This window comes from Pseudomonas parafulva NBRC 16636 = DSM 17004 (assembly GCF_000730645.1).
Taxonomy (GTDB): domain Bacteria; phylum Pseudomonadota; class Gammaproteobacteria; order Pseudomonadales; family Pseudomonadaceae; genus Aquipseudomonas; species Aquipseudomonas parafulva.
On record NZ_BBIU01000011.1, the window covers coordinates 201681 to 224065 of the forward strand.

Annotated in this window: 22 protein-coding genes; 9 read left to right on the forward strand and 13 right to left on the reverse strand. The window is 64.2% G+C overall.

All coding sequences use genetic code 11. From position 1 onward, the window contains the following. Window positions 1-24 precede the first annotated feature (24 nt). From wspR to PPA02S_RS09275, 8 genes are all read right to left on the reverse strand, one after another. On the reverse strand, window positions 25-1029 hold the full coding sequence (wspR, locus tag PPA02S_RS09240) for a Wsp signal transduction system regulator diguanylate cyclase WspR (protein ID WP_028634871.1): 1005 nt from the start codon (window positions 1027-1029) through the stop codon (window positions 25-27). 51 nt (window positions 1030-1080) lie between these two features. Continuing rightward, complete coding sequence (wspF, locus tag PPA02S_RS09245) at window positions 1081-2094, reverse strand: Wsp signal transduction system protein-glutamate methylesterase WspF (RefSeq protein WP_028634870.1); 1014 nt, start codon at window positions 2092-2094, stop codon at window positions 1081-1083. Beyond that, on the reverse strand, window positions 2091-4367 hold the full coding sequence (locus PPA02S_RS09250; protein ID WP_028634869.1) for a hybrid sensor histidine kinase/response regulator: 2277 nt from the start codon (window positions 4365-4367) through the stop codon (window positions 2091-2093). Before PPA02S_RS09250 ends, wspF begins: the two co-directional genes overlap by 4 nt. Beyond that, the gene (locus PPA02S_RS09255; RefSeq protein WP_028634868.1) at window positions 4364-5029 is read right to left on the reverse strand and encodes a chemotaxis protein CheW; all 666 of its coding nucleotides are present in this window, start codon (window positions 5027-5029) and stop codon (window positions 4364-4366) included. The genes PPA02S_RS09250 and PPA02S_RS09255 overlap by 4 nt, the downstream gene beginning before the upstream one ends. Beyond that, complete coding sequence (locus PPA02S_RS09260; protein ID WP_028634867.1) at window positions 5026-6324, reverse strand: CheR family methyltransferase; 1299 nt, start codon at window positions 6322-6324, stop codon at window positions 5026-5028. The genes PPA02S_RS09255 and PPA02S_RS09260 overlap by 4 nt, the downstream gene beginning before the upstream one ends. Next, entirely contained in the window at window positions 6321-6827 is a 507-nt protein-coding gene (locus tag PPA02S_RS09265; RefSeq protein WP_028634866.1) for a chemotaxis protein CheW, read from the reverse strand. The genes PPA02S_RS09260 and PPA02S_RS09265 overlap by 4 nt, the downstream gene beginning before the upstream one ends. A gap of 5 nt (window positions 6828-6832) precedes the next feature. Further along, the gene (locus tag PPA02S_RS09270) at window positions 6833-8455 is read right to left on the reverse strand and encodes a methyl-accepting chemotaxis protein (protein WP_028634865.1); all 1623 of its coding nucleotides are present in this window, start codon (window positions 8453-8455) and stop codon (window positions 6833-6835) included. A gap of 128 nt (window positions 8456-8583) precedes the next feature. Beyond that, window positions 8584-9270: a tellurite resistance TerB family protein gene (locus tag PPA02S_RS09275; protein ID WP_028634864.1), complete on the reverse strand. Its 687-nt coding sequence runs from the start codon at window positions 9268-9270 to the stop codon at window positions 8584-8586. 161 nt (window positions 9271-9431) lie between these two features. Between PPA02S_RS09275 and ydcS the strand changes: the two genes are divergently transcribed. The 7 genes from ydcS to PPA02S_RS09305 all read left to right on the forward strand — a co-directional run bounded on the left by ydcS (window position 9432) and on the right by PPA02S_RS09305 (window position 15560). Further along, entirely contained in the window at window positions 9432-10583 is a 1152-nt protein-coding gene (ydcS, locus tag PPA02S_RS09280) for a putative ABC transporter substrate-binding protein YdcS (RefSeq protein WP_028634863.1), read from the forward strand. An 86-nt stretch (window positions 10584-10669) separates the two neighbouring features. Beyond that, window positions 10670-11701: an ABC transporter ATP-binding protein gene (locus tag PPA02S_RS09285; RefSeq protein WP_028634862.1), complete on the forward strand. Its 1032-nt coding sequence runs from the start codon at window positions 10670-10672 to the stop codon at window positions 11699-11701. 1 nt (window position 11702) lies between these two features. After that, entirely contained in the window at window positions 11703-12614 is a 912-nt protein-coding gene (locus PPA02S_RS09290; protein ID WP_028634861.1) for an ABC transporter permease, read from the forward strand. Next, a complete protein-coding gene (locus tag PPA02S_RS09295; RefSeq protein ID WP_028634860.1) occupies window positions 12604-13410 on the forward strand; it encodes an ABC transporter permease in 807 nt (268 codons plus the stop codon). Before PPA02S_RS09290 ends, PPA02S_RS09295 begins: the two co-directional genes overlap by 11 nt. Before the next feature lie 16 nt (window positions 13411-13426). Beyond that, entirely contained in the window at window positions 13427-14851 is a 1425-nt protein-coding gene (locus tag PPA02S_RS09300) for a gamma-aminobutyraldehyde dehydrogenase (RefSeq protein ID WP_028634859.1), read from the forward strand. Window positions 14852-14976: 125 nt separating this feature from the next. Next, window positions 14977-15231, forward strand: coding sequence for a type II toxin-antitoxin system HicA family toxin (locus tag PPA02S_RS22590; RefSeq protein WP_080667894.1), 255 nt, complete (start codon window positions 14977-14979; stop codon window positions 15229-15231). Then, entirely contained in the window at window positions 15228-15560 is a 333-nt protein-coding gene (locus tag PPA02S_RS09305; RefSeq protein WP_028634858.1) for a type II toxin-antitoxin system HicB family antitoxin, read from the forward strand. Before PPA02S_RS22590 ends, PPA02S_RS09305 begins: the two co-directional genes overlap by 4 nt. A gap of 32 nt (window positions 15561-15592) precedes the next feature. On the opposite strand, the gene PPA02S_RS09310 is transcribed toward PPA02S_RS09305, so the two are convergent. The 3 genes from PPA02S_RS09310 to PPA02S_RS09320 all read right to left on the reverse strand — a co-directional run bounded on the left by PPA02S_RS09310 (window position 15593) and on the right by PPA02S_RS09320 (window position 19169). Beyond that, window positions 15593-16699 (reverse strand): NADH:flavin oxidoreductase/NADH oxidase, encoded by a 1107-nt coding sequence (locus tag PPA02S_RS09310; RefSeq protein ID WP_028634857.1) that lies wholly within the window; start codon window positions 16697-16699, stop codon window positions 15593-15595. Between the two features lie 209 nt (window positions 16700-16908). After that, the gene (recJ, locus tag PPA02S_RS09315; RefSeq protein ID WP_028634856.1) at window positions 16909-18618 is read right to left on the reverse strand and encodes a single-stranded-DNA-specific exonuclease RecJ; all 1710 of its coding nucleotides are present in this window, start codon (window positions 18616-18618) and stop codon (window positions 16909-16911) included. An 8-nt stretch (window positions 18619-18626) separates the two neighbouring features. After that, window positions 18627-19169, reverse strand: coding sequence for a YaeQ family protein (locus PPA02S_RS09320; protein WP_028634855.1), 543 nt, complete (start codon window positions 19167-19169; stop codon window positions 18627-18629). Window positions 19170-19302: 133 nt separating this feature from the next. On the opposite strand from PPA02S_RS09320, the gene PPA02S_RS09325 reads away from it, so the two are divergent. Together PPA02S_RS09325 and PPA02S_RS09330 are read left to right on the forward strand one after the other, a co-directional pair. Further along, a complete protein-coding gene (locus tag PPA02S_RS09325) occupies window positions 19303-20502 on the forward strand; it encodes a CaiB/BaiF CoA transferase family protein (protein ID WP_028634854.1) in 1200 nt (399 codons plus the stop codon). Between the two features lie 29 nt (window positions 20503-20531). After that, window positions 20532-21410: a TIGR02285 family protein gene (locus PPA02S_RS09330; protein ID WP_033728171.1), complete on the forward strand. Its 879-nt coding sequence runs from the start codon at window positions 20532-20534 to the stop codon at window positions 21408-21410. Window positions 21411-21548: 138 nt separating this feature from the next. Here PPA02S_RS09330 and PPA02S_RS09335 read toward each other — a convergent pair whose 3' ends face one another. Continuing rightward, window positions 21549-21830 (reverse strand): DUF3509 domain-containing protein, encoded by a 282-nt coding sequence (locus PPA02S_RS09335; RefSeq protein WP_028634852.1) that lies wholly within the window; start codon window positions 21828-21830, stop codon window positions 21549-21551. Window positions 21831-21909: 79 nt separating this feature from the next. Continuing rightward, on the reverse strand, window positions 21910-22329 hold the full coding sequence (locus tag PPA02S_RS09340) for an ANTAR domain-containing protein (protein WP_028634851.1): 420 nt from the start codon (window positions 22327-22329) through the stop codon (window positions 21910-21912). Window positions 22330-22385 lie beyond the last annotated feature (56 nt).

A 22385-nucleotide genomic window follows, 5' to 3' on the forward strand; every position in this document is an offset into this window, starting at 1 on the left:
CTACCGGGGGACAGGCGCGCGGGTTCAGGCGATACCAACCTGGTTGCGGCCGCCGTTCTTGGCCTGGTAAAGGCCTTTGTCGGCGGCGGATATCAGCTGCCGGCAATGGCTGCCGATTGCCGGTACCTGGGTGGCCAGGCCCACGCTTACGGTCAGGTGCGAGCCGGCCTCGGGTGCGGTGTGGGGGATGCCCAGGGCCAGCACCGTCTGGCGCAGCTTCTCGGCAACCAGCCTTGCACCGCCCGGTGAGGTGTTGGGCAGCACCAGCGCAAATTCCTCGCCGCCATAGCGGGCCGGCAGGTCGCTGGGGCGCGACGACGAACTGCGAATGGCCTCGGCCACCCGGCGCAAGGCCTCGTCACCTGCCAGGTGGCCGAAGCTGTCGTTGAAGGCCTTGAAATAGTCCACGTCGATCATCAGCAGCGACAGCTGTTGCTGCTCGCGCATGGCCCGGCGCCATTCCAGCTCAAGGTACTCATCGAAGTGCCGGCGATTGGACAGCCCGGTCAAACCGTCAGAGTTCATCAGCCGCTGCAGCATCAGGTTCGAATCCAGCAGCTGCTGCTGGCTGACACGCAAGGCACGGTAGGCTTCGTCACGCTGAAGCAGCGTGAGGTAGGAGCGCGAGTGGTAGCGAATACGCGCCACCAGCTCGATGGTGTCTGGCAGCTTGACCAGGTAATCGTTTGCGCCTGCGGCAAATGCAGCACTCTTGACCAACGGGTCTTCCTTGGTCGACAGGACGATGATCGGAATGTCCTGGGTGGCCGGGTTGCTGCGGTACTCGCGCACCAGCGTCAACCCGTCCAGGCCAGGCATGATCAGGTCCTGCAGAATGACCGTGGGCTTGATCCGCATCGCCTGCAACACCGCCTGGTGCGGGTCGGCACAGAAATGGAAGTCGATATTGTCCTCGTTGGCCAACCCCCGCCGCACGGCCTCGCCGATCATTGCCTGATCGTCCACCAACAGCACCATCGCCGAATTCTCGTCGGTGCTCGCGAAACCTTCGATCGGTAAATCATTCATGCCTGTTCACCCGATCACTGCCGGCCTGGCGGCGTGATTCAATACACTTCGTCATTTTGCGAAAACTTCCATCAAGCGCCCGGCGATGCGTTCGAGCGGGCGGATTTCCACTGCGGCATCAATTGCCGCAGCAGCCTTGGGCATGCCATAGACCGCACTGCTTGCCTGGTCCTGGGCGATGGTCAGAAACCCTTGCTGGCGCATCATTTTCAAACCTTGCGCACCGTCGCGCCCCATACCTGTGAGCAGTACCCCCACCGCATCCCCAGACCAGTAGCGCGCCACGCTCTCGAAGAACACGTCGATGGAAGGGCGATAGATTTCATTCACCGGCTCGGCAGTGTAGGCCAGTTGGCCGTTCTGGAGCAGGCGCAGATGGTGGTTCGTGCCGGCCAACAGCACTTCACCGGGCTGCGGTGGCTCGCCTTCGCGTGCCAGCCGCACGTGCAGCCCGGCCGCGCTGCTGAGCCATTCGGCCATGCCTGCAGCAAACACCTGGTCCACGTGCTGAACCAGCACGATGGCGGCCGGAAACGCCGGCGGCAAGCCTTTGAGCAGCACCTCGAGGGCAGCCGGCCCACCGGCTGAGGAGCCAATGGCCACCAGGCCGCGGCGCTGGGACACTTCGCGCAGCGGTGCGGCTACGTGCCGCGGTGCAGGCGGGCGCTGCTGGCCGATCAGCCAACTGATGTTGAGGATCTTGCGCAACAGCGGTGCTGCCGCCTCGCGCGCGTCCCCAGCGCCCAGCGCTGGCGTGTCCACCACATCCAGCGCGCCGTGGCCCATGGCCTCGAATACCCGGTGCACATTCTGTTTACGGTCGACCGTGACGATGACGATGGCACAGGGGGTGTCGGCCATGATCCGCCGGGTTGCCTCCACGCCATCCATCACCGGCATGATCAGGTCCATCAAGATCAGGTCGGGGAGGCGCTCGGCACAGTGCTGGACAGCTTCGGCACCGTTGCTGGCCACCCAGACCACTTCGTGGGCAGGCTCCAGGGCGATCGCCCGGCGCAAGGCCTCAACGGCCAGGGGCATGTCATTGACGATGGCGATCTTCATCCCTGAGCACCTCCAATCAGCTCGACCACAGCATCCAGCAACGCATCGTCGTGGAAACTGGCCTTAGCCAAATAGTAGTCGGCCCCGGCATCCAGACCACGCCGTCGGTCTTCCTCGCGGTCCTTGTACGACACCACCATCACCGGCAACGACTGCAGGCGCTGGTCACGCCGCACCAGGGTGACCAGCTCGATACCGTCCATGCGCGGCATGTCGATATCGGTGATCAGCAGGTCGAAGTCGTCGCCACGCAGCGCATTCCAGCCGTCCATGCCGTCCACCGCCACGTCGACATCATAGCCGCGATTGCCCAGCAGCTTGCGCTGCAGCCCGCGCACGGTCAGCGAATCGTCCACCACCAGAATACGCTTGCGAGCCACCCCTGCCGCCCCGCCGCTACCGCGTTCGACCCGTTCGAGGCTGCCGGTGCTCAGCAGCTTGTCCACGGAGCGCAACAAGTCTTCGACGTCCACGATCAGCACCACTGAACCATCGTCCAGCAGAGCGCCCGAAGAAATGTCCTGCACCTTGCCCAGGCGCGGGTCCAGCGGCATCACCACCAGCACCCGCTCGCCAATCAGGCGCTCCACCGCCACCCCGTAGAGCTGTTCACGCTCGCGGATCACCACCACGCGCAAGCTGCCCTGGTCGGCCTGGGCCGGCGGGCGGTTGAGCAATTGGCTGGCCGCGACCAGGCCAACGTGTCGGCCTTCGTGCCAGAAATGCTGCCGGCCCTCGATCTGCACGATCTCCTCGGCGGTCACTTCCAGCGCATGTTCGATGTGGGCCAGCGGGAAGGCGTACGCTTCGCCGCCTACCTCTACCACCAGGCTGCGTACGACCGACAAGGTCTGGGGCACCTGCAGGTGGAAACGACAGCCCTGCCCCGCAGTCTGGGTCAGCTCGATGGCGCCACGCAGCTCACGGACCATATGCTGCACGGCGTCCAGCCCGACCCCACGGCCAGACACCTCCGTAACTTTGTCACGCAGGCTGAAGCCGGGCAGGAACAGGAACGTGAGCAATTCGTCGTCGCTCATGCGCAGCACGGTTTCAACCGGAGACAAGGCCCGCTCGACGATACTGGCGCGCAGGCGGTCCAGGTCGATGCCGGCACCGTCGTCCAGCAGTTCCAGGCTGAGCATGCCGGCATGGTGTGAGGCGCGCAGGCGAATCAAACCTTCCTCGGGCTTGCCCAGCAGCAGGCGGCGTTCGGGCGATTCAATGCCGTGGTCCACGGCATTGCGCAGCAAGTGGGTCAGCGGTGCCTCGAGCTTTTCCAGCACATCACGGTCTACCTGGGTTTTCTCGCCCTCCACCACCAGGCGCACCGGCTTGCCGAGCGAGCGGCCCAGGTCGCGGACCATGCGGCTCTGGCCGGCCAGCACATCGGCAAATGGGCGCATGCGGCAGGCCAGGGCGTTGTCGTACAGCAGTTGCGCGCGCTGGCTGGCCTGCCAGCCGAACTCATCCAGGTCCGCTGCCTGCTCGCGCAGGGTCTGCTGGGTTTCGCCCAGCACGCGTTGGGTCTGCGCCAGGGCGTCGAGTACCTCGCTGCCCAGGCCGCTGGCTTCCAGTTGCAGGCGCAGGCCGTCGAGGGCCTGCATGCCCTGGCCATGCAGGCGCTTGAGGCGTTGCAGGGTGGCCAGGTAAGGCTTGAGCCGCTGGGTTTCCACCAGCGACTTGCTGGACAGATCAAGCAGGCTGTTGAGCCGGTCGGCGGTTACCCGCAGCACCCGCTCTGCGCCCTCACCTTCACGCCGCCCGGCTTTGCGCCGCGGGGCGACTTCGGGCACCGGCGGCTCCATGGCCACAGCCAGTGGCGCAGGCGGTGGTTCAGGGGGCGGCGTAACCGGTGCAACCGCCGCCACCGGCAGCGCAGCCCCCGGGTCCAGCAACGCGGCCATCTGCGCCAGGAAGCCCGGTACGCTGCCCTGCGCCCCGGCATCGCCAGGCGTGGCGATGCGCATCAGCAGGTCAGTGCCCTGCAGCAAGGCGTCGATATGCTCGGCGGTAAGGCGCAAGCGGCCTTCCTGGGCAGCGACCAGGCAATCCTCCATCACGTGGGCAACGCTGACGCCGGCATCCACCCCGACGATACGCGCCGCGCCCTTCAGGGAGTGGGCGGCGCGCATGCAAGCTTCGAGCTGGTCAGCCTGGGTGGGGTTGCGTTCCAGGGCCATCAGGCCAGCGCTCAGCACCTGCGTCTGGGCATCGGCCTCCAGGCTGAAGAGTTCGAGCAACGATGCATCGCGCATTTGCTCTGGGGTCATGAAAGGCTCCGCTGCACCGCAGACAGTAATTGTTGTTCGTCCAGCACACGCACGCTGCGCCCCCGCCACTGCAATACCGCAGCCGTGAAGCGCACGGCGTCCTGGGCGCTGCCCAGCAGGCCAGGGTCGAGCCGGTGAATGCCGTCGATCTCTTCGACGGCCATCACCACCGGCCCGCCGTCTGCCGCCAGCGTCAGCATGCGCGGAGTAGCCCGGCTACCGCGCTGCTCGCCCGCACCCGCCGATGCCCCCAGCAACTCGGCCAGCGAGAGGCAGGGCACCAGGGCACCACGCACGTTGGCCACCCCCAACAGCACCCGTGAACGCTGATGGGGCAGCGAGTGAATGGCTTGCAGGGGCGCAACTTCAGCCAGGCAGGCGGTTGGCAATGCCAGCCATTCATCGCCCAGGCGAAACAGCAGCATGGACCGGCCGGCACAGCCTTCAGCAGGGGCAGGCTGGGCAGCCTCACGGTCTTGCAGCAGTGCGTAGCGGTCCAGCAAGCGTGTCGCCGCAGCAGCGTGCACTTCGCAGTTGCGGCAGTGAATGTGCCGCGGCAGCAGCGGGCACTGCTTGTTACCGTGCACACCAATGCGGTTCCAGCAATCATCAATGGTGACATCGGTTTCAGCGAGCAGGTTGATCGAGGACTCGTTGTTCATTGGCCAGGCTCCCGACCCGCACGCACGGCGCGGTCCTGCAGGCGCCTGGCGCCGGCCAGGTCACCCTGGGCGGCCAGCAGCGCGGCCAGATGCACCAAGGCCTCTGGGTGCTGGGGTTGCAGGTACAGGGCCTTGCGATAATGCGTCAGGGCTTGCGGCGCATCGCCTTCGGTGTCACTGAGCAGCCCCAGCCAGTAATACACCTGTGCGCTTGGGGCGAACTGACGCAGGTAACGCTGGCATTCGCTGCGGGCCTGCTGGCTGTCGCCGGCGTTGGCGCAGCGGGCGATATTGGCCAGCAACTCGCGTTCGGTACCTGTACTGGCTTCGTCCTGAGGGGAGCGTGCTGGCGCGCCAGCGACGGCTGCACGCAGCGGGCGAGGCAGGGGCGTCGAGGGCGGCGACTTACCGGGCATGTACAGCGCCGAGGGGCTGCGAGGGGGCACGGGAAGGCTCCGCGCGCTTTTTCCATCAGCGATGGACGGCAGCGCCGGGAGGGTTTCTTCCTGGCGCACGTAAGCAAAGGACTGGGGTATGCCCAAGGGGCGCATGCCCATGCGCGCCAGCAGGCTGCCTTCAGCGGGGCCGATGAACAGCACGCCCTGGGGGTGCAGCAGGCGCTTGAGGGTTTCGAATACCCGCTGCTGGGTCGGCACGTCGAAGTAGATCAGCAGGTTGCGGCAGAAAACAAAGTCGTATAGCCCGTCGCGGCTGGCCAACGCGGGGTCCAGCACATTGCCTACCTGCAGGCTTACCCGCTGGCGTACGCGCTCGTTCAGGCGGTGGCCATCCTCAAGGGCTTCGAAGTGTCGCTCGCGAAAGCCCAGGTTGTTGCCCCGGAAGGCATTGCGCCCATAGGTCGCCTGGTTGGCTTTGGCCACCGAAATAGGGCTGATGTCCATGCCGTCGATCAAAAATGACGGCGGCGCCATACCGGCATCGATCAGCGCCATTGCCAGCGAGTAGGGTTCTTCACCCGTGGAACAGGGCAGGCTCAGCAACCGCAGGGGCCGTGCGCCGGCAAGCTCGGCCAGGCGTTTATGGGCCAGGCTGGCCAGGGCGGTGAAAGAGTCCGGATAACGGAAAAACCAGGTTTCCGGCACGATCACCGCTTCGATCAGCGCCTGTTGCTCGTCGTGCGACTGCTGCAAGCGCAGCCAGTAGTCATCCAGCCCGTTGGCCTGCAGTGCACTGCACCGTTGGCGCAGGGCTCGCTCAACCATCGGCGCCCCCACCGAGTCCACGTCCAGGCCAATACGTTCGCGCAGGAAGTTGAAGAAGTGTTGCTCGTTCATGTCGACGCCCCGCTTGGCTCATCCACGTACAGCAACTGGTGCACGGTTTCAGGCAGCAGGTCACCGACCTCGATGCGCTGCAGCATGCCCTGGTCATCCTGGCGGACCGGGCCAAGGTAGGGCGCTGGCGCATTGTGTACGCCATAGGGTTTGAACTCGCCAGGGTGGCAACGCAAGGTTTCGGTAGCGTGCTCGAGCACCAGGCCAAGCTGCAGGCCGGCACGGTAGTGCACCAGTACCAGGCGGGTGCTGGTGCGCTGAACGGCAGGCCGGCCGATGCACAGGGCGGTCAGGTCGACCACCGGCACCAGCCGCCCGCGGTGGGCAAGAATGCCGGCGACCCAGGCTGGCGCGTGCAGCACCGGTTTGAGCGGCAGGCGCGGCAGTACCTCGACCACTTCATGCACGTTCAGGGCAAAACGCTGGTCATCGATGTGAAACAGCAAATACAACGTACCCTTGTCGTGGTCCGCCTGCGCCGCGCGCGGTTGCATGTCGATCATCGCGGTCAGACTTTGAAGCGCGATACGCCGCCGCGCAGGCCGGCAGCCACCTGGCTCAGCTCATCGATGGCAAAGCTGGCCTGGCGCAGCGATTCCACCGTCTGGGTGCTGGCATCGCTCAACTGGGCCAGTGCCTGGTTGATCTGCTCGGCGCCCGTGGCCTGGGCCTGCATGCCCTCGTTGACCATCAGCACGCGGGGTGCCAGGGCCTGCACCTGGTGAATGATCTGGCTGAGCTGCTCACCTACCTGCTGCACTTCGAACATGCCGCGGCGCACTTCTTCGGAGAACTTGTCCATGCCCATGACCCCAGCCGACACTGCCGACTGGATCTCGCGCACCATCTGTTCGATGTCATAGGTGGCAACGGCCGTCTGGTCGGCCAAGCGCCGGACCTCGGTCGCTACCACCGCAAAACCACGGCCGTATTCACCGGCTTTTTCCGCTTCGATAGCGGCGTTGAGCGACAGCAGGTTGGTCTGGTCGGCCACCTTGACGATAGTCACCACCATCTGCGTGATGTTGCTGGCCTTCTCGTTGAGAATGCCCAGCTTGGCGTTGACCAGGTCGGCCGCCCCCATTACCTGGTGCATGGTGTCTTCCATGCGCGCCAGCCCCTGCTGGCCGGAGCCGGCCAGGCTCGATGCCTGGTCGGCGGCGGAGGTCACCTCGGTCATGGTGCGCACCAGGTCCCGCGAAGTGGCGGCAATTTCACGGGACGTGGCACCAATCTCGGTGGTAGTGGCGGCCGTCTCGGTGGCCGTGGCCTGCTGCTGTTTGGAGGTGGCAGCGATTTCGGTTACCGACGTGGTGACCTGCACCGAAGAGCGCTGAGCCTGGGCGACAAGGTTGGCCAGCGATTCCGCCATCTCGTTGAAGCCGCCTTCGATGGCGCCGAATTCGTCCTTGCGCGCCAGGTTCAGGCGCATGCTCAGGTCACCCGAGCGCAGCTTGTCCAGGGCGGTGACGATCTGTTTCATGGGGGCGGTGATCGCACGCAGCAGCAGCCAGCCACAAATGCCGGCGGCCGCAATGGCCATCAACAGCGACACCAGCATGCTACCTTTGGCGGTGGCCACGGCGCCGACGATCTCGCGTGTCGCCGCATCGGCAGACAAGCGGTTCTGTTCGATCACTTCGTTCAGGTGCTTGCGACCCTCTACCCACGTCGGGGTCAGGACGTCGGTGATCAGGCGTTGGGCCTCGGGGTAGTTGCGCTGGCGGTAAGCATCGAGCACCTGGCCGATTTCACCGACGTAGGTCTGCTCCAGCTGGACGAAGGCCTCGAAGCGCGCCTGGTCCTCACCGCTACGGATGGTGCTCTGGTAGCTGGCCATGTGCTGCTTGAGCCGGTCTTCAAAGCTTTTGAACAGCTCGAGGTCGGCCGAAGACAGCTCGCGGCGGTCGGAAAGCCCCACCAGCTGCTGGCTGGTGACATAACTGTCCACCCACGCACTGCGGATCATCGAGCTGTAGTAGACGCCTGGAATGTTGTTGGTGCCCACCGCTTCCTCGGCAGTCTCGATGGTCACCAACCGCGAGTAGGCTGCCACGATCATCAACAGCATGATGGTGATGATCACGGCAAAGCTTGCCAGGATCCGTTGGCGCAACGTCCAGTTCTTCACATTCAGCCCTCAGGAATTCACTACGAGCGGGAAAAATCGTCGAAGTATAGCCCAGGCGCCCTACAGTTTTGCGGCTCAAATGCGGGCAGTGGCCGCAAAATGCCACCTCACTGAGGCGGCCGTGTTGCCTAGGCCTGAGCGGCAGCCTGCCGGGCCTGCTTTTCAAGCTCTTCGCGCAGCCCCGGCTGCAGGCCCAGACGGCGAGCCAGCTCGTCAAGGTAGGCGCGCTCCATGAAGTTCTCCTGGTCGACCATCATCAGGCTGGCCAGGTACATTTCTGCGGCTATTTCCGGCGTTTGTGCGGCGCTGGCCACTTCTGCCGGGTCCAGCGGCTTGTTCAGTTCCGCATGCAGCCATTGCTGCAACTGGCCGTCATTGTCCAGGCGGGTGAACTCGCCTTCGATCAGCGCCCGCTCCCGGTCGTCCACGTGGCCGTCGGACTTGGCGGCTGCCACCAGCGCCCGCAACACCGCCTGGCTGTGCTGCTCCACTTCAGCGGGTGGTACACGGTCTACGGTCTGCGGCTGCACCGCAGCACCCTGCTGGCTGGCCTGCCAGTTGCCGTAGGCTTTGTACGCCAGCACTCCGAGTGCCGCCAGGCCACCGTAGGTCAGGGCCTTGCCACCGAACTTGCGGGCCTTCTTGCTGCCCAGCAGTACCCCCAGCGCGCCCCCGCCCAGCAACCCGCCACCGGCGCCCGACAGCAGCCCGCCCAGGCCACCGGCGCCAGCCCCAGGCTTACCACCGCCCGCCTGTTTTTCGAGCAGTTGCTGACCCGATTTGAGCAGTTGATCCAGCAGGCCCCGAGTATTCATCGGTGCGTCTCCACATAAAGGAAATGAACAGCCAGAGTAAGACTTGCCCTACAACTCGCCACAGCGGATTTGCATCCGGATGTTGCATTGACCGGCAAAAAGCCAACTAGACTCGATATCGCCAGCACCTCCCGAACAAGAACTCCACAAGAGGGAATACCATGTCAGTGCACAAGACCGCATGGCTCGGCGCCTTGTCTATAGCCCTGCTCGCCAGCGCCGGCCTGCAGGCCGGCGAACCGCTCAAGGCGCTGGGCCCGGGCGAAGGGCGCCTGGACATCGTCGCCTGGCCTGGCTACATCGAGCGCGGTGAAAGCGACAAGGCCTACGACTGGGTAACCGGCTTCGAGCAGCAGACCGGGTGCAAGGTCAGCGTCAAGACCGCCGCCACCTCGGACGAAATGGTCAGCCTGATGACCAAGGGCGGTTATGACCTGGTGACCGCTTCGGGTGATGCCTCGCTGCGCCTGATTGCCGGCAAGCGGGTGCAGCCGATCAATACCTCACTGATTGCCAACTGGAAGCTCATCGACCCGCGCTTGCAGAACGGTGGCTGGTACGTGGTCGACAAGCAGGTCTATGGCACACCCTATCAGTGGGGCCCCAACGTGCTGCTCTACGACACCCGTGTTTTCCCCCAGCCGCCCACTACCTGGGGGGTGGTGTTCGTCCCGCAGGACCTGCCTGACGGCAAGCCCAACAAAGGCCGCGTGCAAGCTTACGACGGGCCTATCTACATCGCCGATGCCGCGCTGTACCTGAAATCAGCCAGGCCCGAACTGGGCATCGCCGACCCCTACGAACTCACCGAACCGCAGTACCAGGCGGTGCTGGAGCTGCTGCGCCAGCAGCATCCGCTGGTGCATCGTTACTGGCATGACGCCACGGTGCAGATGAGCGACGTGAAGAACGAAGGCGTGGTCGCCTCAAGCTCATGGGGCTACATGGTCAACGGCCTGAAAGCCGACAACCAGCCAGTCGCCTCGACGATTCCCAAGGAGGGTGCGACCGGCTGGGCGGACACCACCATGCTGCACGCCGAAGCCAAGCACCCCAACTGCGCCTACCAGTGGATGGACTGGTCACTGCAACCCAAGGTGCAGGGCGATGTGGCCGCCTGGTTCGGCTCCTTACCCGCCGTACCGGCCGCCTGCACCGGCAGCCAGCTGCTGGGCGCTGAAGGCTGCAAGACCAATGGTTTCGATAACTTCGACAAGATTGCCTTCTGGAAAACCCCACAGGCACAGGGCGGCAAGTTCGTGCCCTACAGCCGCTGGACCCAGGACTACATCGCGATCATGGGCGGACGCTGAGGTTTTCTGAATGCCTGTGCCGGCCTTTTCGCGGGTAAAACCGCGAAGGGGACAGCGCAGGAAACATTGATGCCGGGAGCCCACTCATGCCCCTAGCCGTCCAGTTCACTCAGGTTTCCCGCACCTTTGGCGAGGTCAAGGCAGTCGACCAGGTCAGCATCGACATCGCCGAAGGGGAATTTTTCTCCCTGCTCGGGCCCTCGGGCTCTGGCAAGACCACGTGCCTGCGGTTGATAGCGGGCTTCGAACAGCCCAGCAGCGGCTCCATCCGTATCCATGGGCTGGAGGCCGCTGGCGTTCCGCCGTACCAGCGAGACGTCAATACGGTTTTCCAGGACTACGCCCTGTTCCCGCACATGAACGTGCTGGACAACGTGGCCTACGGCCTGAAGGTAAAGGGCACGCCCAAGGCCGAGCGCCATAGCCGTGCCGAAAACGCCCTGGCCATGGTCGCCCTGGCCGGCTACGGCGCACGCAAGCCTGCCCAGCTGTCGGGCGGCCAACGCCAGCGGGTGGCGCTGGCCAGGGCGCTGGTCAACCGCCCACGGGTGCTGCTGCTGGATGAGCCGCTGGGGGCGCTGGACCTCAAGCTGCGTGAACAGATGCAGGTGGAGCTGAAGAACCTGCAACGACAACTGGGCATCACCTTCGTGTTCGTGACCCATGACCAGACCGAGGCGCTGTCGATGTCCGACCGGGTGGCGGTGTTCAACCGTGGCCGTATCGAACAGGTGGACACGCCGCGCAACCTCTACCTGAACCCGGCCACCCCCTTCGTGGCGTCCTTCGTCGGCACCTCCAACGTGGTGCGTGGCGCGCTGGCCGAAGCCCTCAGCGGCAGCCCTGCGCCCTTCTCCATCCGCCCCGAACACATACGCCTGGGCGCCGCCGGACCCGACAGCCGCCATGTTCAGGTCGAAGGCTTGTTGCGCGATATCCAGTACCAGGGCAGTGCCACGCGCTTCGAAGTACAGCTGGACAGCGGCCAGCTGCTGGCGGTCAGCCAGGCCAATGACAGCTGGCAGGCCATGCCCCAGGCTTGGCAGCCGGGGCAACGCGTGCAAGCGCACTGGCCGCAAGAGGCCATGACCCAGCTGCAGGACACCGAGGCGTACTGACATGACCCCACTGCGCACCTTGTCCAACGTGCTGTACCAGCGCCCCAACCTGTACCTGGCGCTGCTGCTGGTTACGCCCCTGGGGTGGTTCGGTGCCATCTACCTGGGCTCGCTGCTGAACCTGCTGTGGCAAGGTTTCTACACGTTCGATGACTTCACCATGGCAGTGACGCCCACGCTGACCCTGGCCAATTTCGCAGCGCTGTTCAACCCGTCCAACTTCGACATCATCGTGCGCACAGTGACCATGGCGGTCGCCGTATCACTGGCAAGTGCGGTGCTGGCCTTCCCCATTGCCTATTACATGGCCCGCTACACCCGCGGCAAGACCAAGGCGTTTTTCTACATTGCAGTGATGATGCCCATGTGGGCCAGCTATATCGTCAAGACCTACGCATGGACCCTGCTGCTGGCCAAGGGCGGTGTGGCCCAGTGGTTCACCCAGCAGTTGGCACTGGACGGCCTGCTGCAGGCCATCCTGGGCATTCCGGGGGTAGGTGGCAGCACGTTGTCCACGTCCCACCTGGGGCGTTTTCTGGTGTTCGTCTATATCTGGCTGCCATTCATGATCCTGCCGATCCAGGCTGCGCTGGAGCGCCTGCCGCCGTCGCTGCTGCAAGCCTCGGCCGACCTGGGGGCAAAGCCGCTGCAAACGTTCATGCAGGTGACCCTGCCGCTGTCGATACCCGGCATCGCCGCCGGCTCGATCTTCACCTTCTCGCTCACCCTCGGCGACTTCATCGTGCCACAGCTGGTGGGCCCGCCCGGCTACTTCATCGGCAGCATGGTCTATGCCCAGCAGGGTGCCATCGGCAACATGCCCATGGCTGCGGCGTTCACCCTGGTGCCCATTGTGCTGATCGCCCTCTACCTCGCTGTGGTCAAGCGCATGGGGGCCTTCGATGCACTCTGACAAGGCGCCCTGGGGCCTGCGCCTGGCCGCTTGGGGCGGGCTACTGTTCCTGCACTTTCCCATCCTGATCATTCTGCTGTACGCCTTCAATACCGAAGATGCAGCGTTCAGCTTTCCGCCCCGGGGCCTGACCCTGAAGTGGTTCACCGTGGCGCTGGCCAGGCCCGACGTGCTGGATGCAATCAGCCTCTCCCTGCAGGTGGCCTGCCTGGCCACGCTGATTGCGCTGGTGCTGGGCACGCTGGCTTCGGCGGCGCTGTACCGGCGCAGCTTTTTAGGCAAGGAAAGCCTTTCGCTGGTGCTGATACTCCCTATCGCCCTGCCCGGCATCATCACCGGCATCGCCTTGCTTTCGGCGTTCCGCAGCCTGGGTATCGAACCGGGTGTGTTCACCATCGTGGTCGGCCACGCCACCTTCTGCGTGGTGATCGTCTACAACAACGTGATCGCGCGCCTGCGGCGCACCTCGCAAAGCCTGATAGAAGCCTCGATGGACCTGGGCGCGGACGGTTGGCAGACGTTCCGCTACATCATCCTGCCCAACCTGGGCTCCGCGCTGCTGGCAGGCGGCATGCTGGCCTTTGCCCTGTCGTTCGACGAAATCATCGTGACTACCTTCACCGCGGGCCATGAGCGGACCCTGCCCATCTGGCTATTGAACCAGCTCAGCCGCCCACGTGACGTACCCGTGACCAACGTGGTTGCCATGCTGGTGATGCTGGTGACCATGCTGCCCATTCTTGGCGCCTACTACCTGACCCGGGGCGGCGACGCCGTAGCGGGCAGCGGCAAATGAACCTGGAGGAACCCCCATGCAAACCCAGATGCTGATCAATGGCCAGCTGGTTGCCGGCGAAGGCCCGGCCTGTACCGTGCTGGACCCTGCCAAGGGCACAGCCCTGGCGCAGATCCAGGAAGCCAGCGAAGCCCAGGTGGATAGCGCGGTGCGTGCTGCGCATCAGGCTTTCGACAGTTGGTCGCAGGCCTGCCCCAAGGACCGCGCGCAGGCCCTGCTGGCACTGGCAGATACCATCGAGGCCAACGGTGACGAGTTGGCCGGGCTGGAATCGCAAAACTGCGGCAAACCGCTGGGCGCTGCCCGCAACGACGAGATCCCCGCGATTGCCGACGTATTCCGCTATTTTGCCGGCGCTGCGCGCTGCCTGGGTGGCCTGGCTGCCGGCGAGTATTTGCCGGGCCACACGTCGATGATCCGCCGGGACCCACTGGGGGTGGTGGCCTCGATCGCGCCGTGGAACTACCCGTTGATGATGCTGGCCTGGAAGGTCGCCCCCGCACTCGCTGCGGGTAACACCGTGGTGATCAAGCCATCGGAACTGACCCCGCTTACGGCCTTGCGCCTGGGTGAGCTGGCCAAGACGCTGCTGCCACCGGGGGTGCTGAACATTGTGTTTGGCCGCGGCCAGACGGTGGGCAATCCGCTGGTCACTCACCCGCTGGTGCGCATGGTTTCGCTGACGGGCTCGATCGCCACCGGGGCTCACATCATCGGTGCCACCGCCGACAGCGTAAAACGCACCCATATGGAGCTGGGCGGCAAAGCCCCGGTGCTGGTGTTCGACGATGCCGACATCGACGCCGCCATCGACGGCATCCGCACGTTCGGCTTCTACAATGCCGGCCAGGACTGCACCGCAGCCTGCCGCCTGTATGTGCAGGACGGTATCTACGAGCGTTTCGTCGAACGCCTGGGTGCGGCGGTGGCCAGCCTCAAGCAGGGTCTGCAGGACGCGGAGGGTACAGAGCTGGGCCCGCTGATCAGCGCCCAGCACCGCGACAAGGTGGCAGGCCTGGTACAGCGCGCCATCGCGCAGCCGCACATTCGCCTGGTCACGGGCGGCAAGGTCGTTGCCGGGGATGGCTTCTTTTTCGAGCCAACGGTGCTGGCCGATGCCCAGCAGGATGACGAGATCGTGCGCCATGAGGTGTTTGGCCCAGTGGTGTCGGTCACCCGCTTTACTGACGAGGCGCAGGCGTTGGCATGGGCCAACGACTCCAACTACGGGCTTGCCTCATCCGTGTGGACCCGCGACACCGGCCGCGCCCACCGCCTGGCGGCGCGGCTGCAATATGGCTGCACGTGGGTGAATACCCACTTCATGCTGGTCAGCGAAATGCCCCACGGCGGGCAGAAGCATTCAGGGTATGGGAAGGACATGTCGATGCACGGGCTGGAGGATTACACCTGCGTGCGGCATGTGATGATCAAGCACTGAGGGCTCGTTCATTGAGGACCACGTAGTGTCGTGGCCCCACGCTCAGAAATATCCTTCAACAACGATGGATCACCTCCTACAGGTGATCCATTGAGCGGCTTTCGTTGGTATCATAATCTGATACCATGAACAATCAACAGAAAGCCACGCTTGAAAACCTGTGGAAGACACCAACGCCCAAGGCGCTGGAATGGGCGCGAATTGAAACCCTGCTGGTATCGGCAGGTGCGCGAGTCATTGAAGGGCGTGGCTCGCGTGTGCGCTTCGAACTTAACGGTGTAGTAGCGACGTTTCATCGCCCTCACCCGGACAGGCACGCGAAAACCTATCAGATACGGGATGCCCGCCAGTTTCTTGAGCAGGCAGGAGTAACGCCATGAACGTGATGAATTATCGCGGCTACGCCGCACGCATCGAATACAGCGATGAAGACCAACTGCTGATCGGCCACGTCGCGGGTATCCGGGATGTGATCGGCTTTCACGGTGAATCCATCAGCGAGCTACGCCAGGCCTTCCATGAGGCAGTAGATGATTATCTGGAAACCTGTGAGCGCCTTGGCCGGGCGCCGCAGAAAACCTACTCCGGCAAACTGAGCCTGCGGCTTGAGCCCGCCCTTCATGCCAGCGTGGCTGCCAAGGCCGAACTGGCACAGAAGAGCATCAATCAATGGGTCACCGACATCCTCAGCGGGGCGGCCTGCGCCTGACCGCCATGGCGGCTCAGTGCCGCCCCCGCACCTCAATCACGCAAGTCCGACTCATGAATCGGATTCGCACGGCTGGTGGCCCGCTGGTACTGGGCGGGCCAGGTGGCCTTGTTGCCGCCCAGGTCGTCATCGGCGTGCAGTGGCCAGTAGGGGTCACGCAGCAGTTCACGGGCGAGGAAGATGATATCGGCCTGGCCCGTACGCAGAATGTGTTCGGCCTGGGCGGGTTCGGTAATCATGCCGACGGTGCCGGTTGCCATCTCCGATTCCTTGCGCACGCGCTCGGCAAAGCGGGTTTGGTAACCCGGGCCGGTCGGGATTTCGGCATGGCTCGAGGTACCGCCAGACGACACGTCGATCAGGTCCACGCCCAGCACGCGCAGGCAGCGGGCCAACTCGACCGTCTCGTCCGGGTTCCAGCCATCCTCCACCCAGTCGGTGGCCGACACCCTTACGAACAGCGGCAGCTCCGCAGGCCACACCTCGCGCACCGCCTCTACTACCTGCAGGGTCAGGCGAATACGGTTTTCGAAACAGCTGCCGTAGTCGTCCTGGCGCTGGTTGCTCAGCGGTGACAAGAACTGGTGCAGCAGGTAACCGTGGGCGGCGTGAACCTCAACGACCTTGAAACCCGCTTCCAGGGCACGCTGGGTAGCGGCGACGAACGCGTCCACTACACCCTGGATTTCATCGCGGCTCAGTTCGCGGGGGGCGGTATGCTCGGGGTCAAAGGCAATAGGGGATGGCCCCACGGGCTGCCAGCCACCGTCTTCAGGTTTGACGCTGCCGTGCTTGCCCAACCACGGCCGGTGAGTGCTGGCCTTGCGCCCGGCATGGGCCAGTTGAATACCCGGCACGGCGCCCTGGGCGGTGATGAAACGCGTGATGCGCTGCAGCGGGGGAATCTGGGCGTCGTTCCACAGGCCGAGGTCTTCGGCAGTAATGCGGCCATCCGCCGTGACCGCCACGGCTTCGCTGAACACCAGCCCCGCCCCGCCCACGGCACGGCTGCCCAGGTGGACAAGGTGCCAGTCGTTGGCCAGGCCATCGACAGAGGAATACTGGCACATCGGCGATACCGCAATGCGGTTTGGCAAGGTCAACTGACGCAGGGTGTAAGGCTCGAGCAGCAGGCTCATGAGGGCACCTCCCAAGGACTCCTAGGGTGATCCAGCTCGGGCACTCGCAGATCGATCCTTGGCCCGATGCCGGTCAATGTTCAGACTAGACCAGATTGGGTGGGGGGTAGGTTCCATGGGATTTGGGTGGTCATGGGTGCCTGGCTCGAGAGGGATGTCGTTTTCCAGATCGAGCACCCCCAAAAAAACCACGGCAACTCCAGCAACCCTCAGCGCGGCTCCATGTGGGCGATCATCAACTGCACACTTTCATTGCCACGAAACTCGTTCACGTCCAGCTTGTAGGCCAGTTCCACCCAGCGAACGGTCGGGTTGGGCCAGACCTCACGGTCAATGCCAAAGGCGATGCCGTCCAGGCGCACGGTGCCACACTCGCTCTTGAGCACCACTTTCAAGTGGCGCTCACCCACCACGCGCTGCTCCACCAGCTGGAACACCCCATGGAACAACGGCTCGGGGAAGTGCTGCCCCCAAGGGCCGGCATTGCGCAGGGCCTTGGCCAGGTCCAGGTGGAACTCTTCTACTGCCAGGCTGCCATCGGACAACAAACGGCCGGTGAGGTCGTCTTCACACAACTGGCGCCGTACTTCTTCATCGAACGCTTCGGCAAACGCCGGGAAATTCCCCTCCGGCAGAGACAGCCCAGCCGCCATGGCGTGGCCGCCGAACTTGCTGATCAACTGCGGATGGCGGGCAGCAACGGCATCCAGCGCATCGCGGATGTGAAAGCCTGGAACCGAACGGGCAGACCCCTTCAGCACACCCTCCCCCGCATCGGCGAAGGCGATGGTAGGCCGGTGGTAGCGCTCCTTCAGGCGTGACGCCAGGATGCCGATCACGCCCTGGTGCCACTCGGCATCGAACAGGCACAGCCCGTAAGGCATCGACTCCACCGGCAGGTCCCGCAGTTGGGCCAGGGCCTCGCGCTGCATGCCCTGTTCGATGGACTTGCGGTCCTGGTTCAGGCCGTCCAGCTGTTGGGCCATGTCCTGGGCCAGGGCCGCGTCTTCGCACAGCAGGCATTCGATACCCAGGCTCATGTCATCCAGGCGCCCGGCAGCGTTCAGCCGTGGGCCGAGGATGAAGCCCAGGTCGGTGGAGGTGATGCGCCGGTGGTCGCGGCGGGCCACTTCGAGAATGGCCTTCAACCCCGGCCGGGCACGGCCAGCGCGGATACGCTCGAGGCCCTGGTAAACCAGGATGCGGTTGTTGGCATCCAGCGGTACCACATCAGCCACGCTGCCCAGCGCCACCAGGTCGAGCAGTTCACCGATGTTGGGCTGCGGCTGCGTTGCGTAACGCCCGAGGCTGCGCAACCGTGCACGCAGGGCCATGAGTACATAGAAGATCACCCCCACACCGGCCAGCGCCTTGCTGGGGAACGTGCAGCCGGGCTGGTTGGGGTTGATTATGGCATCGGCTTCTGGCAACTGCTCACCGGGCAGATGATGGTCAGTGACCAATACCTTCAGCCCAGCGGCCTTGGCGGCAGCGACGCCCTCGACACTGGAAATGCCGTTGTCTACGGTGATCAGCAATTCAGGCTGGCGTTGCAGTGCCACTTCGACGATTTCCGGGGTCAGCCCGTAGCCGTACTCGAAGCGGTTGGGCACCAGGTAATCGACGTGGGCGGCCCCCAGCAAACGCAGGCCCAGCACGCCGACGGTACTGGCCGTGGCGCCATCGGCATCGAAGTCACCGACGATGAGAATACGCTGGCGCTGGTCGATGGCGTGCACCAGCAAATCGACACCGGCTTCGATGCCTTTGAGCTGCTGATAAGGCAACAGGCGCGCCAGGCTCTTGTCCAGCTCGGCCTCGCTCTGCACGCCACGGGCGGCGTACAGGCGGGTGAGCAACGGCGGTAGGTTACCGAGAAAAGGCAGGGCGGGCGGCAGCGGGCGAGGTTCAATACGCATGGGGTGGTTCAGCCACGCTCCCCGAGCAGCCACTGCAACTGCACTTCGTGCTGGCCACGGTCGTCGGTGACAAACACCGTGCCTTCACTGATCATCACATCCCATTTGATGCTGCGCGGCATGTCGGTGGCCAGTGTTTCCAGCACTTCCTGGGGCACTGCGGCGATGCTGAGGTTTTTCAGGTTCTTGACCGCGCCCACCACCTTGCCTTCCCACACGCGCAGGCTGCCGTAGGCCAGCAGGCTGGTGCGCTCGGTACGGCGCGAGCACCAGGTCAGGCGCTCGGCGTCGGGCTGGCCCACCTCGATCCAGTGCAGCACCCGGTCGTCCAGGCTTTTTTCCCACAGCGCCGGTTCGTCGACATCCGAGAGGCCACGGCCGAATGCCAGGTTCTCGTTGTACCACAGCGCGTACGCCAACAAACGAACCGCCATGCGCTCTTCGGTTTCCGAAGGGTGCCGTGCAATGGTCTGCTTGACGCTCTCGTAGACGTTGCGGTCGAGGTCGGTCAGGTTCAGTTCGAATTTGTAGGTGGTGGACGGCTGGGCCATGGTCGCAGGGCTTCTTGCTCGAATTAAAAGTTGCCCAGTCTAACCGATCCGGCACCTTGTTGTGCCGCGGCAGTATCTGCCGCTCAGGAGCTGTGATAAAACCACGGCTGTTTTCAGCTGCCACGGATGCCCCATGTCGACGCCCAGCAAACCCCTCGCCGGCCTCAAGGTGGTCGAGCTCGGCACCCTGATCGCCGGGCCGTTCGCCTCGCGTATCTGCGCCGAATTCGGCGCCGAAGTGATCAAGGTGGAATCGCCCGATGGCGGTGACCCGCTGCGCAAGTGGCGCAAGCTGTATGAGGGTACGTCGCTGTGGTGGTTCGTGCAGGCACGCAACAAGCAGTCGCTCACCCTGAACCTGAAGCACCCTCAAGGCATCGATATTCTCAAGCAACTGCTGGCCGACGCAGACATCCTCATCGAGAACTTCCGCCCGGGCGTACTGGAAAAGCTCGGCCTGGGCTGGGATGTGCTGCATGCGCTGAACCCGCGGCTGGTCATGGTGCGCCTGTCCGGCTTTGGCCAGACCGGGCCGATGAAGGACCAGCCCGGCTTTGGCGCGGTGGGTGAATCCATGGGTGGCTTGCGCTACATCACTGGCTTCGACGACCGCCCGCCGGTGCGCACGGGTATTTCGATTGGCGATTCGATCGCGGCACTGTGGGGCGTGATCGGCGCGCTCATGGCCCTGCGCCACCGCGAAGTGAATGGTGGCGAAGGCCAGGTCGTGGATGTTGCGCTGTACGAAGCCATTTTCGCCATGATGGAAAGCATGGTGCCGGAATTCGACGTATTCGGTTTTATCCGCGAGCGGACCGGCAACATCATGCCGGGCATCACCCCCTCCTCCATCCACACCAGCGCAGACGGCAAGCACGTGCAGATCGGCGCCAATGGCGATGCGATCTTCAAGCGCTTCATGCAGGCCATTGGCCGCAATGACTTGGCCGAAGACCCTGCATTGGCGACCAACGATGGCCGCGACCTGCGCCGCGATGAGTTGTATGGGGTGATCGACCGGTGGGCCAACGGCTTGCCCCTGGATACGCTGATGCAGGTGCTGACTGCCGCCCAGGTGCCGGCAAGCCGCATCTATTCGGCCGAAGACATGTTCAACGACCCGCAATACCTGGCACGCGAGATGTTTCTGCAGGCCAAACTGCCCGACGGCAAGGCGTTCCGTATGCCGGGCATCGTGCCGAAACTGTCGGACACCCCAGGCGCTGCCGAATGGGTGGGGCCTGCCCTGGGTGAACATACTGATGCAGTGCTTGCCCGGCTGGGCTACGACGCGGTAGCCATCGCCGGCCTGCGCCAGGCAGGCGCGGTCTGATCCTGGCCCGCCCCTGCTGCTGGGGTAGCCTGGCCAGGCTCGCCCTGCTGTGCGGCTTGCTGCCCACGCTGCTCTGCCAGCCGGCCGCAGCGCGTGAGCGCCTGCTGTGGCTGGTGCGCGACATGCCGCCCTTTACCGTATTCGAGGGCCCGGAAACAGGCCACGGCGTTATCGACCAATTGCTCCCGCAATTGATCGAACACATGCCCGAATACGACCACGACGTGCTGCGGGTCAACCGTGCCCGTGGCATCCAGATGCTGCAGGACCCAGCCACCTTCACCTGCGACCCGATGCTGCTGTGGACGGCCGAACGTGCCCGTTACGTGTATTTTTCCATCCCGATGCTGGGCGTGCGTACCAGTGGCCTGGTGTCACTGAAGGAAAGCCAACCGCTGATTGCGCCCTACCTCGACGGCGATGCCGTGGACCTGCTGGGGCTGATGAGCCGCACCTCACTCAAGCTGGGCGTGGTTGCCGAGCGCAGCTATGGCACGCTGATCGACCACACGCTACGCCAGTTGCCCGACGCGGCCCTGAGCCGACACTACGGCACCGAAGCCACCGCCAACCTGTTGCAGATGCAACACCTGGGGCGGTTGCGCCTGGTACTGGGTTACTGGCCTGAAGTGCGCTACCTGATCCAGCAGCAAGGTGGGTCGCTGGCGGATTACCAGTTCCATCCCATCCAGGGGGTGAACCCCTATCAGTTCCTGCATGTAGGCTGTTCGGATACCCCGTTGGGACGCGCTGCGGTGGCGCGTATCGACCAGTTGCTACCAGCATTGCGCCGCGAGGTGCTGCCCCGTGCGTACGCTCGCTGGCTGGCGCCTGTGGAACAGGAAGACTATCTCGAACAGAGCAGGCAGTTCTTCACTGAGCATCAGCCACCCCTTGAAGCCCGGTAAACCGCAGGCAAAAAGAAACCCCGGACGCGGGGGAGGTACGTCCGGGGTCAAGCGAAAGCCCTGGGGCTTTACGGGGCAGTATCAGCCAACACGGGAGCGAAGCATTGGCTGGCTGCACTGAAACATTCGATGAACACCTCAGGCGAAGGTTCCCTGGGGCTGCTGACGTTGCTGCAGGGCTGCAATCACACAGGGCTGCAAACGCCCTTCGGCGATCTGCAGGTCACGGTGCAGGCCATCCACCAGGTCCACCAGCAGGCGCTGTTCCTGCAACTGGAACTCGCTGACCGTGCGCTGCAAGGTAATGCCGGCCAGGTGATCGTGAACAGTCAGCTGGCGGTTGCCGCGTTCATCGGCGAGGCTGAGTTGAGCCTGGTAAGGGGCCAGTGCTTGGTTGAGCAGTCTGCAGATTCTTTCCATCCGGAACACTCGCTGGGTGGTGGGGGTACTGAAAGCAGACCAGCGCGCGCAGCGGAAAGTTCGTCACGCCGTGGCCGTTTCAGTGAGCATGCGGTGTGTTTGTGACAGTTTGGATACCCCGCCATGGGCGCTGCTGCAGGGTTTGCAGCGCGTTTTGCAAGGCTCGCGTCGATACCGGCCATGGCAGCTCGGCCAGCACGCGCAAGCCCGCGCTTCGGGCTTCCTGGGCCAGGTCGCGACGTCTTGGCCCAGCGCTGCCCACAAACACCAGCGGGCAGGCAGCCGGCAGTTTCTTGAGCAGGGCCAAGCCGGTGCGGGTGGGCATGGCGTGATCGACAATCACCAGGTCAGGGCAGCTTACGGCTGACAGACAAGCGTTAAGTTCTGCAGTGTTCTCGCTGATGCGAACCTGGAAGATGCCTTGGGCATTGAGCGCCTGGTGCAGAAGAATCTGATGCGATGGGCGTGCCTGGTGAATCAACACATGGGGCTGGTACATGAGCCGCTCCTGTTGAGAGGACCGGCTAATCTAGGCTGGACGAACGCCCGCCAGAA

Excerpts from the sequence above, each read along its gene's own strand:
- wspF (WP_028634870.1), bottom strand. The coding sequence starts at position 2,094 with ATGAAGATCGCCATCGTCAATGACATGCCCCTGGCCGTTGAGGCCTTG.
- PPA02S_RS09260 (WP_028634867.1), bottom strand. The coding sequence starts at position 6,324 with ATGAACGAGCAACACTTCTTCAACTTCCTGCGCGAACGTATTGGCCTG.
- PPA02S_RS09310 (WP_028634857.1), bottom strand. The coding sequence starts at position 16,699 with ATGAGCCTGCTGCTCGAGCCTTACACCCTGCGTCAGTTGACCTTGCCA.
- PPA02S_RS22590 (WP_080667894.1), top strand. The coding sequence starts at position 14,977 with ATGAACAATCAACAGAAAGCCACGCTTGAAAACCTGTGGAAGACACCA.
- PPA02S_RS09325 (WP_028634854.1), top strand. The coding sequence starts at position 19,303 with ATGTCGACGCCCAGCAAACCCCTCGCCGGCCTCAAGGTGGTCGAGCTC.
- ydcS (WP_028634863.1), top strand. The coding sequence starts at position 9,432 with ATGTCAGTGCACAAGACCGCATGGCTCGGCGCCTTGTCTATAGCCCTG.
- PPA02S_RS09320 (WP_028634855.1), bottom strand. The coding sequence starts at position 19,169 with ATGGCCCAGCCGTCCACCACCTACAAATTCGAACTGAACCTGACCGAC.
- PPA02S_RS09305 (WP_028634858.1), top strand. The coding sequence starts at position 15,228 with ATGAACGTGATGAATTATCGCGGCTACGCCGCACGCATCGAATACAGC.
- PPA02S_RS09265 (WP_028634866.1), bottom strand. The coding sequence starts at position 6,827 with ATGATCGACATGCAACCGCGCGCGGCGCAGGCGGACCACGACAAGGGT.
- PPA02S_RS09295 (WP_028634860.1), top strand. The coding sequence starts at position 12,604 with ATGCACTCTGACAAGGCGCCCTGGGGCCTGCGCCTGGCCGCTTGGGGC.
- PPA02S_RS09275 (WP_028634864.1), bottom strand. The coding sequence starts at position 9,270 with ATGAATACTCGGGGCCTGCTGGATCAACTGCTCAAATCGGGTCAGCAA.
- wspR (WP_028634871.1), bottom strand. The coding sequence starts at position 1,029 with ATGAATGATTTACCGATCGAAGGTTTCGCGAGCACCGACGAGAATTCG.
- recJ (WP_028634856.1), bottom strand. The coding sequence starts at position 18,618 with ATGCGTATTGAACCTCGCCCGCTGCCGCCCGCCCTGCCTTTTCTCGGT.
- PPA02S_RS09290 (WP_028634861.1), top strand. The coding sequence starts at position 11,703 with ATGACCCCACTGCGCACCTTGTCCAACGTGCTGTACCAGCGCCCCAAC.
- PPA02S_RS09250 (WP_028634869.1), bottom strand. The coding sequence starts at position 4,367 with ATGACCCCAGAGCAAATGCGCGATGCATCGTTGCTCGAACTCTTCAGC.
- PPA02S_RS09335 (WP_028634852.1), bottom strand. The coding sequence starts at position 21,830 with ATGGAAAGAATCTGCAGACTGCTCAACCAAGCACTGGCCCCTTACCAG.
- PPA02S_RS09285 (WP_028634862.1), top strand. The coding sequence starts at position 10,670 with ATGCCCCTAGCCGTCCAGTTCACTCAGGTTTCCCGCACCTTTGGCGAG.
- PPA02S_RS09340 (WP_028634851.1), bottom strand. The coding sequence starts at position 22,329 with ATGTACCAGCCCCATGTGTTGATTCACCAGGCACGCCCATCGCATCAG.
- PPA02S_RS09255 (WP_028634868.1), bottom strand. The coding sequence starts at position 5,029 with ATGAACAACGAGTCCTCGATCAACCTGCTCGCTGAAACCGATGTCACC.
- PPA02S_RS09300 (WP_028634859.1), top strand. The coding sequence starts at position 13,427 with ATGCAAACCCAGATGCTGATCAATGGCCAGCTGGTTGCCGGCGAAGGC.